The organism is Amycolatopsis sp. H20-H5 (genome assembly GCF_035828755.1).
GTDB lineage: Bacteria > Actinomycetota > Actinomycetes > Mycobacteriales > Pseudonocardiaceae > Amycolatopsis.
This window is the reverse complement of the sequence record NZ_JAYMZS010000004.1, coordinates 35229-50699: the sequence shown is the minus strand read 5'-3', so window position 1 is coordinate 50699 and position 15471 is coordinate 35229. Positions and strand designations below refer to the sequence as shown.

Genomic DNA, 15471 nt, shown 5'->3' with positions numbered 1-15471 from the left:
CCTGTCAGTTTCCGTTGATCTCGATCTTGCGCAGGACGACAGCGGCGTTGAAGCCGCCGTAACCGCGAGCCAGCACGACGACATGCCGGAGATCTGCGGTGCGCAGCTCGTGCACCAGATCCAGGTCGGCCGCCCAAGGCGCCTTCTCGACGACCGGTGACGGTGGCAGTTCTCCGTGGTACAGAGCCAAAGCCGCGGTCGCGACGTCCAGTGCGGGCGAACCCGCGTACATCCGGCCGACCAGCGTCTTGGGCAGACAGATCGGGAGCTGCCTGGCACCGAACACCATGCGCAGCGTAGCTACCTCCGCCTGGTCCAATTCCGGCGTGGCGGCACCGTCCGCGAACACGGCGTCAACCTCAGCGGGGTCGATCCCGGCATCGGCGATCGCCAGCCGGGCAGCCCTGGCCAGGCCGTCACCTGTCGGTGTGGCCGTCGTGTGCCTGCCGTCATGCGTGGCCGCGTAACCGACGATCTCGGCGTAGACCCGTTCCGCACCACGGTCGAGAGCGCGCGACAACTGTTCTACGAGCAGCATCGCGCCCCCCTCGCCGACGACGTGACCGGCCGCGGCGGTGGAGAACGGCTGATACGCGGTCATCGGATCGTCGCTGAGGGACAACCGGCCACCGCGCAGCTGGCACGCCAGTGCGTACGGGCTGATCGGCGCTTCTGTCGCGCCGGTGATGACGGCTTTCGCCTCACCACGACGCAGCACCCGCCTGCTCTGCCCGATAGCGTCCAGCCCGCCGGCGGACTCCGTTGCCAGCACCCCGCAGGGCCCCTTGGCGCCGTGCTTGATCGCCACCTGACCGGTCGTCGCCGCGTAGAACCACGCGATGGACTGGTAGGCGCCCACCGCGTGCGGGCCGTCCGACCAGAGCTTGTGGATCTCGCGCTGGCCGAACTCGTTGCCGCCGGAGCTGCTGGCCGTGATCACCGCGGTGTCGTACGCGGACTCCCCCGGGCTTTCGTGCCCCGAGTCCTCCAGCGCCTGACCCGCGGCGACCAGGCCCAGCTGCGTCCATCGGTCGGTCTGCGCGGCGATCCGCGGCAGGACGTACTCGGCGAGGTCGATGTCGTGCACTTCACCGCCGACCCGGCACGGGTAGTCGGTGAGGTCGAACCGGCTGATCCAGCCCAGCCCCGATACGCCCTTGCGCACTGCATCCCAGTACGTCGCCGTGCTGGCGCCGATCGGAGTGACCGCACCGATCCCCGAAATCACCATCCGGAAGCTCATCGGTTCACCAGCTCCCTGCTTAGCACCAGCGCCGACTGGAAGCCACCGAACCCGCTGCCCACTGTCAGCACGTGGTCCAGGTGCGCGGTGCGGGCCTCCAGCGGCACGTAGTCCAGGTCGCACAAGGGGTCCGGTTCATGCAGGTTGGCCGTGGGTGGCACCGCGTCGTTGGCGAAGGCCAGCACACAGGCCGCCGCCTCGATCGAGCCGATCGCGCCCAGCGAGTGGCCGACCATCGACTTGATGGAGCTCACCGGTGTCCGGTAGGCCGACTCGCCGAGGCTGCGCTTGAACGCCGCCGTCTCGTGCCGGTCGTTCTGCTTGGTGCCGGAACCGTGCGCGTTGATGTAGTCGATGTCGTCCGGGTTGAGCCGGGCCTGGCGCATCGCGCGGTCGATCGCCTCGGACATCTCGATGCCCTCGGCGGTCAGGCCGGTCATGTGGTGGGCGTTGCCGGTGCTGGCGAAACCCGACACCTCACAGTAGATATGCGCGCCTCGCCGCCGGGCGGACTCGTACTCCTCGAGCACCAGGGTCGCCGCACCCTCGCCGAGCACGAAACCGTCGCGCCTGCGGTCGAACGGCCGCGAAGCGGTGGCGGGTTCGGCGTTGTTCGGCGAGGTCGCCTTGATGGCGTCGAAACAGGCGACCGAGATCGGCGAGATCGGCGATTCGGCCGCTCCCGCGAGCATCACGTCGGCTTCGCCGTCGGCGATCACCGCGCAGGCATGACCGATCGCGTCCAGCCCCGACGTACAGCCGGTGGATACGACCGCGGCCGGCCCGCCCGCTCGGAAAGCGGCGGCGATCTCCGCGGCCAAGCTGCTCGGGACCAGCGCGTCGTACATGAACGGGCGCAGGAACCTCTGATCGGCCGACCACCGGGTGGCGTTGTCCGAAGCCGGTAAATACTCGTCCTCCAGCAGCACGGTGCCGCCGACCGCGGTGCCCATGGACGTGCCGACCCGGTTGAGGTCGATGGCGGCCCAGTCGAGTCCGGAGTTATCCACCGCCTCACGCGCGGCGACCAGCGCGTACTGCACGTACAGATCCATCCGCCGGAGCTCGCGGGCGGTCAGGCCGTGCTCCACCGCGTCGAAGTCGCATTCGGCGGCGATCTGGGAACGGAACGAAGAGGGCTCGAAGCGGGTGAGGCGCCGGGTGGCCGTCCGCCCGTCGGCCAGCAGCGACCAGAACTCCTTGGCACCGATGCCGCCGGGCGCCACCACCCCGACGCCGGTGACGGCCACTCTCCGGCCGGTCATGACCGCACTCGCTGATCCATGTGCTCCTCCAGGTCGACGTGACCGAGCTCGGGCCGGGGTGCGAGCGGGCCGAGGTGGAAAACGAGGAACGCCTCGACGGTGCCGGTGTTGACCAGCCGGTGCGGCGTTTCCTTCGGCACCAGCAGTCCCTGGCCTGCGGTCAGTTCCACGGCCTCGTCGCCGAGGTCGCACCGCAGTTCGCCGCGGACCAGGAAGACGAATTCCTCGGAATAGGGGTGCAGGTGCGAGCTGATGTAGTCGCCGGGTGCGATGGTCGCCACCCCCATGAACCCTGACGTCGATCCGATGGTGCGGGGCGACAAAAGCGTTCGGATCTCGCCGCCTCGCCGCGTGTCGGCGGGAACGTCGAGCATGGAAACCGGCCTAAGACCCGATGTGGCCACGAGCATCTCCCTACGGTTACGCAGAACTTCTTCTCGACGATTTGTGTACCGCAGAGCCTGCAATTGTCCGCACCGAAATAAAAGAGATCCACGCTGACATCAAAGTGCCAATGCATTTCCGATTAACTGATCAACACGAGTCGCACAATAAATCGGTCGACCGCCAGGAATGGGCCGAAGGTTGTAGCGATGCTACGTCGCAAGACTCTTCTTGACTCCGCCATCACGGGATAGATCTGTACCGCACCGATAACCGCACCACGGAAGTTGCGGACGTCGCAGATCAGCCACCGACGACAAAAGGAGAGCCGAATGTCAACCAAACCGACCGGCCGCACCTGGACCGCAGTCGCCCCCAGCGCATTCGCGGACACGCTGCGCGACTGTTTGCTCGAGGCACGCCCGGTCGTTCAACTGATCTTCTTCGTCCGGCTGATCGCGGGTGCCGCACTCGCCGCCCCCTGGCTGCATGGCGTCGCGCCGGAGACGCTACTCCCAGGAATACTGTCCTGGGGCTGCGCCGTGGTCTTTGTGTACCTATTCAACGGCTCGGCCGACATCGTCGAAGACCAGGCGTCGGAGAAGAACCGCCCGATCGCGCAGGGTCACCTGCCGCAGACCGTCGCCTTGAAGTGGTGCCGGGGCTTCGCCACAACAGCAGTGCTCAGCGGACTGTGGACCGGACCGCTGTTCACCCTCTTGGTAGTGGCCATGCTGGCACTGGGCTACCTCTACTCGGCACCCGGATTCGGTTTCAAACGGCACTATCTCGGCGCGGCTGCCGTCGCCACCCTCGGTGGAGCGCTGACGTTCCTGGCCGGCTTCCTGCTCGGCGGCGGAGAACTTCCCAATCCCAGCTTGCTTCTGCTGACTGCGGCGATGTCCGCGTGGATGGGCTGCGTGGGCTCGGTCGCCAAGGACTTCTCCGACGTCCACGGTGACAAACTGGCGGGCCGCCGGACGTTGGTGGTTATTTTCGGAAAACGAGCGGCAAGCGTTGTAGTGGCCGCCTGCGCACTGTGTGTCGCCACTTCGTTCGCCATTGTCGCGTGGAACTGGGTACCAGCCATGCGCGTTTCCGCCACCGTGATGCTCGCGGGCTCCTTTTGTGTCACGTTTCTCGCGCTGGTCCACATGCGAGGCGCACATCCGCGAAACCCCTACCGCGCGTTCATGGCCACGCAATACGCAGCCACCCTGTCCGTTCTGCCTGTCTAGTTGACCCGATCGTCATACAATCGTTATCAGCATTCGAATGGCCAGGACGCGCCCATGTTAAGGTAACGCAGCGACGCTGACCTCAAGGGGGCTGAGAAGGCGCGCCCGCGGACAATACTTGGGGGATGAGTCCGATATGGGAGTTTCGCCGTCCACTATCGCAGCGGACATTCTGGACAAATCCTGCGCATCCATCCTGGTCCGGTACCGAGAGAAACTTCATCTGATGGGCAGCCGCCTGCTCAAGGATCCGGAAACCCAGGGTGAATGCTTCCGCCAGGCAGAGGTGATCATCGGGGACGTCGCCCGGTCGTTGCGCGGGCAGCCACTGGTCGAACTGGCTCTGTCCAAGGACATCGGCACCTCCCGTGCGTCGAACCACATCCATCCGAGTGAATCGCTGCGGGCCGCGATGGTGCTGTTCGAGGTGATCACCACCATCGCCGCGGGCCAGCTCACGTCCGAAGATCAACCCGCCGAAGCGCTTTTGGCCCTTTCGCTCGCCACGAACAAACTGGTGACCTTGCGCATCCGGATGGCCTCGAGTTCTTACATGGGTTTCCTGCTGAACAGCATCGAGCAGTCCCACTTGCGGGAACGCAAGCGAATCAGTCGCGAAGTACACGACCGGATCGGCGGTAACGTCGCCGCGGCGCATCGTCAGGTCGAACTCTCCACGGCCATCCGGGCAACCGAGGCGATGCGGGCCGACGAGTGCGTCGACCGGGCGGAGGTGGTTCTCCGGTACGCGCTGAACGATGTCCGCACCCTGGTATCGGATCTGCGGAATTGGGAGCCGGAAGATGGCCTGGAGCGCTCACTCCAGAGCTACCTCGAAGGCAACAAACCTGCCCGGATGGATTACCACCTGCGGGTCAATGGCGACGAGCTCAATCTGTCCCCGGAAGTCCGGGGCGAGGCGTTCCTGATCATCAGGGAGGCGATCCGCAACGCGGTACTGCACTCCCGCGCGACGAGACTGCTGACACAGGTGAACATCACGCCGAACGAGCTGTACGCGTTCATCGAGGACGACGGCGTCGGAGCCGACCTGGCCGGAAGACCGTGCAGCAGCTCCCACGCCGGGCTGTCATCGATGCGCGAACGCGCGTCACTGCTGGAGGGAGACGTCGTGATCATGAGTCAGCTCGGCAGGGGCACGCGGGTCGAACTGCTCATCCCGCTCCGACCCGGAACCGACGATTGTGCCTGAGACCCCGATGAGAGTCGTGCTCGTCGACGACCACGCGCTGTTCCGGGACGGAGTCCGGCAGATCCTCCAGTTCGAGGCGGACTTCGACATCGTCGGCGAGGCCGCTGACGGCGATTCCGGGGTAGAGGTGATCCAGCGGGAGCGCCCGGACGTCGTACTGCTGGACGTCGAGATGCCCGGCGCGCACGTACTCGAGACCGCGGCTCGCATCCGCGCGATCTCCCCCGCGACGAAGATCATCATCCTGAGCATGCACGACGACTCGGCGCTGGTGAGCAGGCTGATCGGCCTCGGCGTCGGCGGCTACCTGCTCAAGAGTGTCACCCGGCTGGAGCTGCTAAGCGCGGTCCGCAACGCCACCCGGAATCCCGACCAGGTCATCCTGTCGGTCTCCCGCGAGTCCTTGTTGCACAACGACAAGCCGGAGCCTGACGTCCTCTCCACCCGGGAACGGGAAGTGCTGGAGCTGACCGCGCGGGCCATGAGCAACTCCCAGATCGCCACCCGGCTGAGCATTTCCGAAGCGACGGTGAAGCGGCACCTTTACAACGTGTTCGGCAAGCTCGGTGCGGTGTCCCGCATCGACGCCGTCAACAAGTACTACAACACCGATCCGCGTGAACGACGGTCGTCTTCCTCGCGTTCGGCATCCGAACAGACTCCGTACCCGCCAGGAGGCTGATCCCCAGCTCGACGGGGCGAGGGCGAACACAGCCTAGTTATCCCAACTGGGTCTGATAAAGCCACGGCAGATACCGGCTCACGTCGGTGCTCATGCTCAGGTGCGAACCGTCGGGGTACACGATCCCGCCGGAGGTCACCCCGGCGAGCCGCCGCCCGGCCGGGGTAACGACGACGTTGGGCCCACCGGAGTCGCCCGGCGAGTTCCCACGACCCACCTTGTCCACGAAGGTCAGGCGGTCAGGCTTGTCGGCAGGACTGGTCGGCAAAGTGACCTCGTGCAGCCGATCCGGGACCGCCGGGTGCTCCCCGTTCGGTCCGGGGATCACGCCCCAGCCCAGCAGCCGCACGTCGGTGCCGAGCGCTGGAATGTGGCTCGCCGGCACCAGGGGCCGTTGTTTCACCGGCGCGGTCAGCTTGATCAAGGCCAGGTCCACCCCGGAAAAGCAGTAGCTCGCGCTGCCGCCCCCACAGGGTTCGAGCTTCGCGGTCGGATGCGGGTACACGGCCGCGGCATGAGCGAGCGTCCCGCCCCCGGACATGCTCAGGCTGCCGATCCGGATCTTGTCCGGCACCTCCGTCGTGCCGTTGACGCCGACCGCGCAATGTCCCGCGGTGAGCACCCACTGCGGGGAGATCAACGTGCCGGTGCGAAATGTAGTCCGTCGTTCAGTGTCCGTGTTCCACCGTTGGCGGATGCTATGCGCGCCAACGGGCTAGTGGCCTCGCGACTCCTCATGAATGATCCGGACCGTCATGGGGTGCCGCACGCCCTGCTCGGACATCACGTAGTGGCGGCATGGTTGACCAAAGAACTGAACTTCACCACGAGGCAGGCAACGCAGTGGGCCGGCGTGGTCGGTAACCACCACGGCACTTTGAGGTTCCCCCCGGAGAGTGGACACCGATTTAGCAGGGCTCAGCCCCGCTGGCAGGATGTCCGTTATGTCTTCCCGGAAGCGTCGGTCGTACACGGCCGAGTACAAGGTCGAGGCGGCGCATCGCGTGATCGACACCGCCCGCACGATCGCCGAGGTTGCCCGTGAGTTGGGAATCGACCCGGGAATGTTGAGCGTCTGGGTCAAAGACGAACGCCGCCGGGCCGGGGCGGCAGAAGCACTCGGAGACGAGCCGCTATCAGCGTCGGAGCGGGCCGAACTGCAGGCGTTGCGGCGACGAGTTGCCGATCAGGACAAGGATATCGCGTTCCTGAAAAAAGCCTCGGCTTATGCCGCCTGCGGGGTTATACCGACCTCGGCCTGAAACTTGCTGGCGGCGGCGGGTGATCGGGCGGACTCGGTCGGCATAACCCCGGGTCTGCTGTGGTCAGAGCTCTTCGAGGAATTTCAGCACGCCGTCGGGCTGACGGTATCGACCTGGTGCGGTGTTGGGTGGTCTGACACGGGCGAGTGCCTGTTCCTTGATGGTCATGTCGGCGTGGAGATAAATCTGTGTGGTGCTCGGGCTTTCGTGTCCGAGCCAGAGCGCGATGACAGAGGTGTCGACACCGGCGTGCAGCAATGCCATGGCAGCCGTGTGGCGAAGAGTGTGGGGGTGACGCGTTTGCCAGCGAGGGTCGAGGTGTTGCTCGCGGCGAGGGCGGCGTGTTTGGCCACGAGCTTCTCGACGGCGTCACGCGAGAGCGGGTGACCTGGTCTGGTGGCGAAGAGAGGATCTGCGGGCTCTCCGCCGGATTCCTTCATCCAGACACGCAGTGCCGCAACGGTTTGCCGCGATATCGGGGTGAGTCGGTCCTTGCGTCCCTTCCCTGTGCAGCGGACATGGGCACCCGCTCCAAGGTGCACGTCGTCTCGAGCCAGCCCGATCAGCTCGGACACTCGAAGCCCGGTCTGGCATGCCACCAGCAGCAATGCGTGATCGCGGCGGCCGAGCCAGCGTGCTCTCGGGCCGCGGTGATGTCGTGGGTCGAACCCGGTTCGACCTCGGAACACCAGAGTGGGAACCCGTTGGGTTCCCTCAGTGCCTGGATGTTTTCTCCCTGTTCGCGGTGCTTGCCGGAGTACCAGGCGTCGATCTGCTCGCCTTTGACGCTGGTGGTCTGCTCGCCGAGCCGATCACAGGGGAACAGTGTGCCGTCCAGGATCAGGTGGGTCAGACCGTCGTCTTTGGCGCGTCGCAACACTTCGTGCAGATCCGGGGCTTGAGCGGCGAGCACGTCGATGACCTCGTCCAGATAGCGGTAGCCGGTCGCCCGGGAGATGCCGCAGTCCCGCGCCAGCGCGGCCACATCGCGGTCCTCCCGAAACCAGCGCAACCCGAAGACCGCTTGCTGAAAGCAGGTCAACGCGCGGCTGCGGCGTCGGGTACCCCGCGCGCGACGCTCGGCGTTGAGGAGTTGACTGAGGTACTGGGCAAGTGTGCGTGGCACGTCGAGCATGGCACGATAGGCGATCACGTGGAGTCCTTCGGGCGGAGATCACTGTGGCGAGCGTTCTTCTACCAGGGACTCCACGCCCGTCTTCACACCGACTCCCCTTGCCACCACACGGATCCAGCACCACCCGGCCCAAACCCGCCCGATCTTGGTGAGATCACCTCAATGAACCCCGCCACCTCACCGAAGGCCGAACCCGAAGCCCCGTATCGACATGAATGCGCACTTTGGTCTATTCAGACTCTGCGACAATTTTTTGGGCGAGTTCGATCATGCCCCAGGCGGCCAGCGTTTGCAAGAATCGTTGGGTGAGCCTCCTGATCTCCGCGCCTTCATTGCGGCTCAAGGCCCGCAGGATCTGCTCAGCCTTCCCTGCGGCGTAGTACCGTTGCTGGTCGCTGCCCGCATGGCCCAGAATTGTCTCGATTGCCTCCAGTGCTTCCTTTTCACGTCCTCCAAATTTCTTAACCATGTCCTGAATGATCGTTGCCGGTGTTTCAATGCGCGGTGATAGTTTCAAAACGGCGAGTAGTTCGTCGAACTCCCAGTCTGCCCCGAGTTTGCTCGCGTGCCACCATCGATGGAAGCCGGCGACCATGCGCGCAGCTCCAGCCGAGTCTCCGGTTCGTCGCTCGGCTCGTTTCCGCCACCATGTCCAGATCCTGCGCAGACCATCGGCGGTGCCCTCGTCGACAGACGTCGAGTGTTGCAGGGCAAAGCCGAGTTGCATGAATGCGTCGCCCGCCCACTGAGAGCGAAAGACCGGTTTCAGGCGCGGGTCCTCGACGTTCAGGACGTCCCACACGACGAACAACAGGATGTGGTCCAGCAGCCTCTGCCGGGTGTCCCGTGCACTCCCTCGGCGCCCTCGCGGCGGCTTCGATAGTGCGTGGAGCGCGGACTCGTAGTGCGGCTGCAACAAGTCCCATGTACTGGAGTACGGGTCGTCGGACAAGAGGTAGGTGTCGAACGCGACCTGGCCAAGCCGCCGGTCGAGCGTGAGTGCAGCGTCTTGCGTCGGTTGCTGATGGTCGGTCGGCAACGTAGCCGCAGCTTCTGTGGGGCCGAAGATCTCGTTGATGTGCGCGCGTGTCCACGTCGGCATCTGGTGGTGCAACTGCAGGATGTGTTGCCCGTATACCGAACGGATCGCCGGCGAGGGATCGAGGCTGACGTCCAGGTTACGATCCAGCAGCGTGGTGACCTGCGCCGGGAGGGACGTTTCCGTGCCACCTTGCCGGTGCCACCACCCGATGAACGCCATGATCGCGTTCATAGCCACCCCTCGCACCGAGTTGATTGATCGGAACGTGGGATCGGAGGTAGCGGCGTCGTCGGCCTCATCGGCGCGCGTGGGATCGGGGCTGTCGAGCAGCTGCGTGAGGATCGCGAGGATACCGTCGGCGTGATCGAGTGTGAGCCCGGAGGCGGTTACGGTGAGGCTTGTGTCGATCAGGCGGGCCAGGCTCCGGTGTAGCCATCGTGGCGAGTCGGGCGCGTGCCGCGCATCAGGTTCGCCGGTGTCCGGGAGATCCGCGATGATGGCGCTGGCGTCCAGCAGGTTGGACCACACAAGGCCCAACGACGGTGGCTCGTCGTCCGGACGGTTCGCGCCGGAGGTATGAATGGCGGATTCGAGTCCAGCAAGCAGCTTGGATACATAGAGTGGCGCCAAGGTCGCGAACGGTGAGGCGTAGGCGGTGTACTCGGCGGGTCGAGATCGAACGTCCTCCGCGAGTTGGTCGGCGAGGGACGATTCGGGGCTGTCGAACCATGACCGCTGCGACGGTGGATGGTCGGCCAGCCAGGTAACGAGGTGCGCAACCGGCATGCTCGCCACCTCGTCGGCTGACAGCGGAGACTGCGACCTGGGCCAGGAGGACGTCACATGACTTAGCCCAGGATGCTGCGGCCTTTCAATGCCTCGCGCTGTGAGCTCGTCCGCGATCTGCCGGAGCGGTGGCGGAAGGTTGTCGGGGCCGAACAGGGTAAGCCGCTCCGCGCGCCACCGGTCGGCGAACGCGCCAACCACGTCGTCACTCGAGCCGCCCTCGAATGCACTCAACCGTTGCACTTCGTCGTCGCTCAGCTCCGGACCCGCACGCACCCACTCGGCCAGTGTCTCCAGGTCGGCAGCCGAGAGGTAGGGGAGCATCGCGTGGACCAGCTGGCCGTACTCCAGCAGGGTGGACGAGTCGGCCAGTGCGGCAGCGCTCATCACGCAGTCTCTCCCACGAGCACGTAGCGCCACGAAGGAATCGGCCGGGCCCTGATCTGCTTGCGGAGCGTCTCCGCCAAACTCGTTGATCACGACTGTGGCGACATGGTAGGCGATCCGCCGGTAGATCGCGTCTGGCCGGCTCAGCAACTCATTCATGACGTCTGGCTGGCCGGTTCTGCGCGTGCAATTCAGGGCAGCGTCACGCAGCCCATCGATCAGAGGGTCCGTGTCACCATCGAGGTGCTGGTTTCCTCGGTGTGCTCCAATCGACACCCGGCCGAAGTTGACCAAGTCCAGGTGATGGTTGGCATCGGCGCGCTGGTTGAGCGCGTCGGCGAAGATTCCGACGCTGGTTGGGCCGGACTCTGCCAGTGGCTCGCTGAGCGCCTGAGCTAGCTCGCCAAGGACATACTCGTCGTGTACGGCGTTCAGCAAGGCCAACGCGAGCACTTCGCCCGCGTCCGTGTCGGCAAGCTGCAGGAATGCCGTGGTCAAGCTCGTCAGGGCGCGTTCGTCAAGCCAAGCAGCGTACGGACCGCGTATCCACGACACCACGGCGCCGACAAACGTGGCGGCTCTCTGCGGCGGCAAGGCCAGCAGAGCCGTCACGAGGTGCCGCTGAACGAGCGGGTTGGTGGTACCCCCGATCGTCTCGATGATGCCCTCGGCTGTCTCCGGCACGCTCCCGGCCACCCGAGCCAGGTATGCGGCCGGAGGCCAATCGCTGATCTGAGCGATTCCAGCGTCGTCGACGGCAGGCTCGGGTATGCGCTCCGCGTCGAACCACCCGCGAGCTGCTAGCGGAGCCAGCCAGAGCGGATTATCGAGCCTCTCAAGGAAATACAGCAGCCGGCGCGGGTGCAATACCAGGCTCTCCGCTCGATCCAGCTGTTCCTGGGTCGGCGCGGGCCAAACAGCCTCTTGCTGCTCAGCCATCATTGCCCGCCATCCGGGTTGGCTGCACCGTCGTCGTCACCGGTGGCCGTTTCTACACCGCCGCCATCCGGGCGCTCGGGCGCCGCGGGTGCTGGTCGGGTTTGCGCAAGCAAGTCATCCAGGTCTGCCACGACGTCCAACGGTGCGAGCACCCCTCTCATCACCTCTTCCAGGAAGACGAAGTCCTCAATTAGCTGATCTTCCGTGACATGTGGAGGTTTCTTATCGAATTCGTGCACCCAGGCAAACTGCCGATTAACAATTTTAGCCCAGCGGATCACCGTGGGGTCATTTTCTGCCGCGGTCTGCCCCTCGGGAGCGTGCGGGTCCACGATCATCAAGGCAGCACGGCGACGGTTGTTTCCGCGTATCCGCGTGGATACCACGAGATCCGCCGCGGCAGCTGCTACGGAACGCGGGACATGACACCCGTCAGATGCACCTCCGGGTGCAGGACATGCGGGAAGATCGTCCACGTCATCGGGCAAGCCGGCCTTTTCCCACGCGTTCGCCAGGGCCGGAACCTTGTTCTCCGTGTTGCTGCGGTCCAACCGGACCACGTTCACAGCGTCTGGCATGTGGTTGCACAGTTCTCGGATGGCGTGACCCAAGTGAGACATCCGAGCGGGCGCACTCGGTGTACGCAAGAAATAGACGGCCGACTCGTAGTAGTCAGCCAGGAGCTGTATGCGCTCGGCTAGCAGCGCATGAAGCTTCCGGCGCTGGTCGGTCCATCCCGCGCCGTCAAGCCGCTGCACCGGAGACATAGCTCAATAGGATGGCATGTTCGGCCGTCTTCCCCGTCAACGACAAGCCGGTCAGGACCCTGTCGGTTCTAGGGAGCCTCGGGGATGACTTCGTCGTTCTCGCCTCCAAGGGTGGCACCGACGAGGACCCGGCGTGGTTGAAGAACCTCCGGTCGGAGCCGAGCGTTGGGGTTCATGTCGGCACACACCCGTTCGCCGTCCTCGCCGGTGTCGCGTCCTCGGCCGAGAGCGAGCCCCTCCGTAGCCAGATGAGCCCGCTGCACGAGCTCCTCGTCAAGATCCCCGACCAAGCGGCGGGATGGCGCCTCCACATGCCAGTCACACTGCAGCGGCGCGGACCCGCCACCTGTTCCGCGCGGGCCTTCGTCGGGGCTGCTGACGAGGGTTTGGACAGCGGTTCTGATCCGCGGTTGGGGTTCGTCGCGCTCAGCGCTCGAAGGAGGCCTGGACCCGCTTCACGCACCCCGACAAGCAGGAGCGGTCCGACCGTGTCGAACGCGGCCTTACCCCACTGACCAGCGAACACCGGATCGGCGACGTTCAACAAAGGGTCACCATGCACGCCGCCAACAGCAGACGTCGTGCCGGCCGCAGCACCTCCTCGCTGGCCCCGGACAGCGCCAGGTGCCGCGTGCCGACGAGCAACCCCAGCACCGTCAGGTCAACAGCGGGCGCCACCAGCGGCGCCACGAACGCCGGCACTTGAAGCTTCAACGCCAGGTTGAGGACGTTCCAAACCCGAACAGGAATGTGAGCCCGATGACCATCCCCATCGTGACCGTGACAAACCGAGCAACCGTCCGCGAACTGGCGCTCATGCCGGGCCCCCACCTGAGCCCGGAAGTTCGAAGCTCGCCTCGACGACCAACGTGCCACTGAAAGGTCCCTGGTCGGCCCCGTTCCCATCCTTTGGTAGCCCCGCCGAGGGCACATCAGGATTAGGAGTCACTCGAAGCGGGTGACTCGTAATCTTTTTCTGTCTCAGGACAGTCGCCCCAAGGCAATTCGGCCAGGGAATTCTGACCGTACGACTCGAACCTCGCCCAAGGGACGGCAAAGCACCTTCACGTCGTCCTACCGTCGTGATCGTGCCCGAAGCCCACCCCCTGCTCGAAGACTCGAAGACAGCGCCGCTCTCGTGCCTCAAGGTCACGTTCGACGTCCGGTTCCAGCATTTCTCTCTCCGCGGACCGGATCGCGTGCATCCTGACGAGTCGGCGAAGACCCGTGAAGGAATCCTGAACCGCGTTCAGGGACAGCTCAGGTGCCGGACCGGCACGACGACCGACCGGGTCGTTTTACGCGTCGAGACGTTCGAGGAAGCCCCCGTTCTCGCCGCGGCCGACTACGTCGACGTCGTCGAGGTCAGCTATGACTCGTCCGGTGGCGAGCTTCGGGTATTCACTTGGCCCGACACGATCATCGGTGACCTTCCGATCTCGCTCGAGGCCGAGACGAGCTACCGCGTCAGATATCACCGGAGCAAGCCAGCGCTGGAGACTGATGAAACCGGGCGAAAAGTCACGGAGAAGGGGCTACTCCAGCTCTGGCTGGCGCCCCACGCCGTGCCCCGCGAACTCAAGGTCACCAGCTCGAACGGTTTGTTCTGGCATTCTCGATACGCCTTCACCCAGGCTCTGCGAAACCTGGGCCCCTGACACCTCGGGTTCGGCCGGTCAGTGGCGAATCGTGTCCCGGATCCAGCCCAGCTGGCGTGAGACATCGCCCATCCCGGCGATTTTGCTGCGATCCGAGCCGGACAGCACCCCCACAAGGGTGTCACCCCGTCCCGGACCCGTTGCCATGACGGGGCCGCCGGAGTCACCCCCCGCGGGGACACCGGAGACGCTTACCGCGCAGAAGTCGGTTCCGCCAGGGGCGGCGAAACCCGCGCACCGCTTGTCTGCGGCGTTCAGCACACGGAGATCGGACTGCCGAAGCACGTCGGACTGGCAAGCGTTCTCATCTCCTTCGCAGGTCGCGCCCCAGCCGTATTGCCGCACTGCCTGCCCTGGCCGAACGGCGTTCGAAGCCGGGAGCTTCGCCGGAGTCACGGTCATCGGCGGCACCTTGACCAGCATCATGTCGGCGTCAGCGCTGCCCCGCCTGCCGCCTTTCACCGGACGCACCGGTGTTCCAGTGCGTTGATCCAGGCTGCCGACGCGGAATTCGAGGCGGGAATCGGCGACGGGTTCGCCCTGTTCGAAGAAACAGTGGGACGCGCTGAGGATCCATTCACGATCGACAGCGGTTCCCGTGCACTCCGCGTTCCCGTCCAGCAGAATACGCACCGCCCACGGCCCGTACGTACTCACGGAACCACCGATGACCGCCGAGGCCGGAACCGCGGGGGCAAGAGCCCCTGCGGTCAGCAGAGATAGCAACACCGTGAAGCTCCGAAGGCGATTCGGCATGACTTCCGCACCCTTTCGTGACCAAAGCAGATTCGAGCTGTCCTAGGAAGTGACGTCCATCGGTACGCGGAGGTTGCTTTGGGACAAAAGGACAACTCCGGTTACCCCGATGGGCAGGTTGACGCCCTCGAGGTAGTGCACGAGAAGCGCGACGCGCGAAAATTCCCGTCGGCGGAGGTCGCGGCCCGCGCACCCCGCCACTACCCAAGATGGGAATTCCCACTCATGCGAACGCTTCTCAAGAGACTTACCCTCGGCACCACGGCCGCGCTCGCCTTGGTCGTCCTGTCTCCGGCGACCTCGGCCTTCGCCATTACCTCACCCGCCTGTGGTAACCGGACCGACTTCCTCAAGCTGGACGTCTCGGTCGGCGGCGGGCTGGGCTACAGCAAGTGCTTCGCCAGTGCCGGTGTGACGGCGGTGAATATCGGTGGCGTTTACCGTTTCTCGTCGGGCAACAACAAAGTGATGGTCAATTGGGAGGACGGCGGCCGGTACTACACGGAAACGCTGGACAGGAACTGGGGCAGGAGTCTGCCCGATGTCCGGGTGTGCGAAGTACGGATCTGGTGATCCTGGCTCACCTCCGGCCCCGGCCGTGAGTACCGGGACGTAGCGGGCAGATGCCGGTGCGTCGCCACCCGCTTGGCCGCGGGTGGCGGCGACGGGGCACAGGCACGACGACCCTGCCGAGAGCACCCCGTCAGCGGCTTC

The 15471-nt window shown here is 65.2% G+C and carries 17 protein-coding genes and 2 pseudogenes; 8 read left to right on the top strand and 11 right to left on the bottom strand.

All coding sequences use genetic code 11. The features are described 5' to 3' along the window. Positions 1-4: 4 nt before the first annotated feature. From QMK34_RS03005 to QMK34_RS02995, 3 genes are read right to left on the bottom strand one after another with little or no spacing between them, the layout of a single operon-like run. Positions 5-1243 carry a beta-ketoacyl synthase N-terminal-like domain-containing protein gene (locus QMK34_RS03005; protein ID WP_326411146.1) on the bottom strand — a complete coding sequence of 413 codons (1239 nt, stop codon included), beginning with the start codon at positions 1241-1243 and terminating at the stop codon, positions 5-7. After that, a complete protein-coding gene (locus tag QMK34_RS03000) occupies positions 1240-2508 on the bottom strand; it encodes a beta-ketoacyl-[acyl-carrier-protein] synthase family protein (protein ID WP_326411143.1) in 1269 nt (422 codons plus the stop codon). Before QMK34_RS03000 ends, QMK34_RS03005 begins: the two co-directional genes overlap by 4 nt. Continuing rightward, positions 2505-2789: a cupin domain-containing protein gene (locus QMK34_RS02995; RefSeq protein ID WP_326411141.1), complete on the bottom strand. Its 285-nt coding sequence runs from the start codon at positions 2787-2789 to the stop codon at positions 2505-2507. The genes QMK34_RS03000 and QMK34_RS02995 overlap by 4 nt, the downstream gene beginning before the upstream one ends. Positions 2790-3224: 435 nt before the next feature. On the opposite strand from QMK34_RS02995, the gene QMK34_RS02990 reads away from it, so the two are divergent. The 3 genes from QMK34_RS02990 (at position 3225) to QMK34_RS02980 (ending at position 6025) form a co-directional block, all read left to right on the top strand. Further along, entirely contained in the window at positions 3225-4130 is a 906-nt protein-coding gene (locus QMK34_RS02990) for a UbiA prenyltransferase family protein (protein WP_326411139.1), read from the top strand. A gap of 226 nt (positions 4131-4356) precedes the next feature. After that, a complete protein-coding gene (locus QMK34_RS02985) occupies positions 4357-5343 on the top strand; it encodes a sensor histidine kinase (RefSeq protein WP_326411137.1) in 987 nt (328 codons plus the stop codon). A 7-nt stretch (positions 5344-5350) separates the two neighbouring features. Continuing rightward, positions 5351-6025 carry a response regulator transcription factor gene (locus QMK34_RS02980; protein ID WP_326411134.1) on the top strand — a complete coding sequence of 225 codons (675 nt, stop codon included), beginning with the start codon at positions 5351-5353 and terminating at the stop codon, positions 6023-6025. A gap of 37 nt (positions 6026-6062) precedes the next feature. On the opposite strand, the gene QMK34_RS02975 is transcribed toward QMK34_RS02980, so the two are convergent. Further along, positions 6063-6722: a S1 family peptidase gene (locus QMK34_RS02975; RefSeq protein ID WP_326411413.1), complete on the bottom strand. Its 660-nt coding sequence runs from the start codon at positions 6720-6722 to the stop codon at positions 6063-6065. Between QMK34_RS02975 and QMK34_RS47675 the strand changes: the two genes are divergently transcribed. Both QMK34_RS47675 and QMK34_RS02970 read left to right on the top strand, forming a co-directional pair. Continuing rightward, positions 6630-7070, top strand: coding sequence for an HD domain-containing protein (locus tag QMK34_RS47675; protein ID WP_442785091.1), 441 nt, complete (start codon positions 6630-6632; stop codon positions 7068-7070). The genes QMK34_RS02975 and QMK34_RS47675 overlap by 93 nt on opposite strands. Next, complete coding sequence (locus tag QMK34_RS02970) at positions 6970-7287, top strand: transposase (protein WP_326411131.1); 318 nt, start codon at positions 6970-6972, stop codon at positions 7285-7287. The genes QMK34_RS47675 and QMK34_RS02970 overlap by 101 nt, the downstream gene beginning before the upstream one ends. A 63-nt stretch (positions 7288-7350) precedes the next feature. Here QMK34_RS02970 and QMK34_RS02965 read toward each other — a convergent pair. The 5 genes and pseudogenes from QMK34_RS02965 to QMK34_RS02950 all read right to left on the bottom strand — a co-directional run. After that, positions 7351-7590 (bottom strand): annotated as a pseudogene (locus tag QMK34_RS02965) (tyrosine-type recombinase/integrase); the annotation flags it as partial. Between the two features lie 128 nt (positions 7591-7718). Next, positions 7719-7862 (bottom strand): annotated as a pseudogene (locus tag QMK34_RS47670) (integrase); the annotation flags it as partial. Beyond that, positions 7850-8440, bottom strand: coding sequence for a transposase family protein (locus QMK34_RS02960; RefSeq protein WP_326411129.1), 591 nt, complete (start codon positions 8438-8440; stop codon positions 7850-7852). The pseudogene QMK34_RS47670 and the gene QMK34_RS02960, both read right to left, overlap by 13 nt. A gap of 211 nt (positions 8441-8651) precedes the next feature. Then, positions 8652-11576, bottom strand: coding sequence for a hypothetical protein (locus QMK34_RS02955; RefSeq protein ID WP_326411127.1), 2925 nt, complete (start codon positions 11574-11576; stop codon positions 8652-8654). Beyond that, positions 11576-12343, bottom strand: coding sequence for a hypothetical protein (locus QMK34_RS02950; protein ID WP_326411125.1), 768 nt, complete (start codon positions 12341-12343; stop codon positions 11576-11578). Before QMK34_RS02950 ends, QMK34_RS02955 begins: the two co-directional genes overlap by 1 nt. An 11-nt stretch (positions 12344-12354) precedes the next feature. Here QMK34_RS02950 and QMK34_RS02945 point away from each other — a divergent pair, with 11 nt between their 5' ends. Continuing rightward, entirely contained in the window at positions 12355-12858 is a 504-nt protein-coding gene (locus tag QMK34_RS02945) for a nitroreductase/quinone reductase family protein (protein WP_326411410.1), read from the top strand. 25 nt (positions 12859-12883) lie between these two features. On the opposite strand, the gene QMK34_RS47665 is transcribed toward QMK34_RS02945, so the two are convergent. Continuing rightward, entirely contained in the window at positions 12884-13045 is a 162-nt protein-coding gene (locus QMK34_RS47665; RefSeq protein ID WP_442785090.1) for a hypothetical protein, read from the bottom strand. Between the two features lie 386 nt (positions 13046-13431). Between QMK34_RS47665 and QMK34_RS02935 the strand changes: the two genes are divergently transcribed. Beyond that, on the top strand, positions 13432-14001 hold the full coding sequence (locus tag QMK34_RS02935) for a hypothetical protein (RefSeq protein ID WP_326411123.1): 570 nt from the start codon (positions 13432-13434) through the stop codon (positions 13999-14001). An 18-nt stretch (positions 14002-14019) separates the two neighbouring features. Here QMK34_RS02935 and QMK34_RS02930 read toward each other — a convergent pair whose 3' ends face one another. Next, the gene (locus QMK34_RS02930; protein ID WP_326411121.1) at positions 14020-14658 is read right to left on the bottom strand and encodes a S1 family peptidase; all 639 of its coding nucleotides are present in this window, start codon (positions 14656-14658) and stop codon (positions 14020-14022) included. A gap of 234 nt (positions 14659-14892) precedes the next feature. Between QMK34_RS02930 and QMK34_RS02925 the strand changes: the two genes are divergently transcribed. Next, the gene (locus QMK34_RS02925; RefSeq protein WP_326411119.1) at positions 14893-15330 is read left to right on the top strand and encodes a beta/gamma crystallin domain-containing protein; all 438 of its coding nucleotides are present in this window, start codon (positions 14893-14895) and stop codon (positions 15328-15330) included. Positions 15331-15471 lie beyond the last annotated feature (141 nt).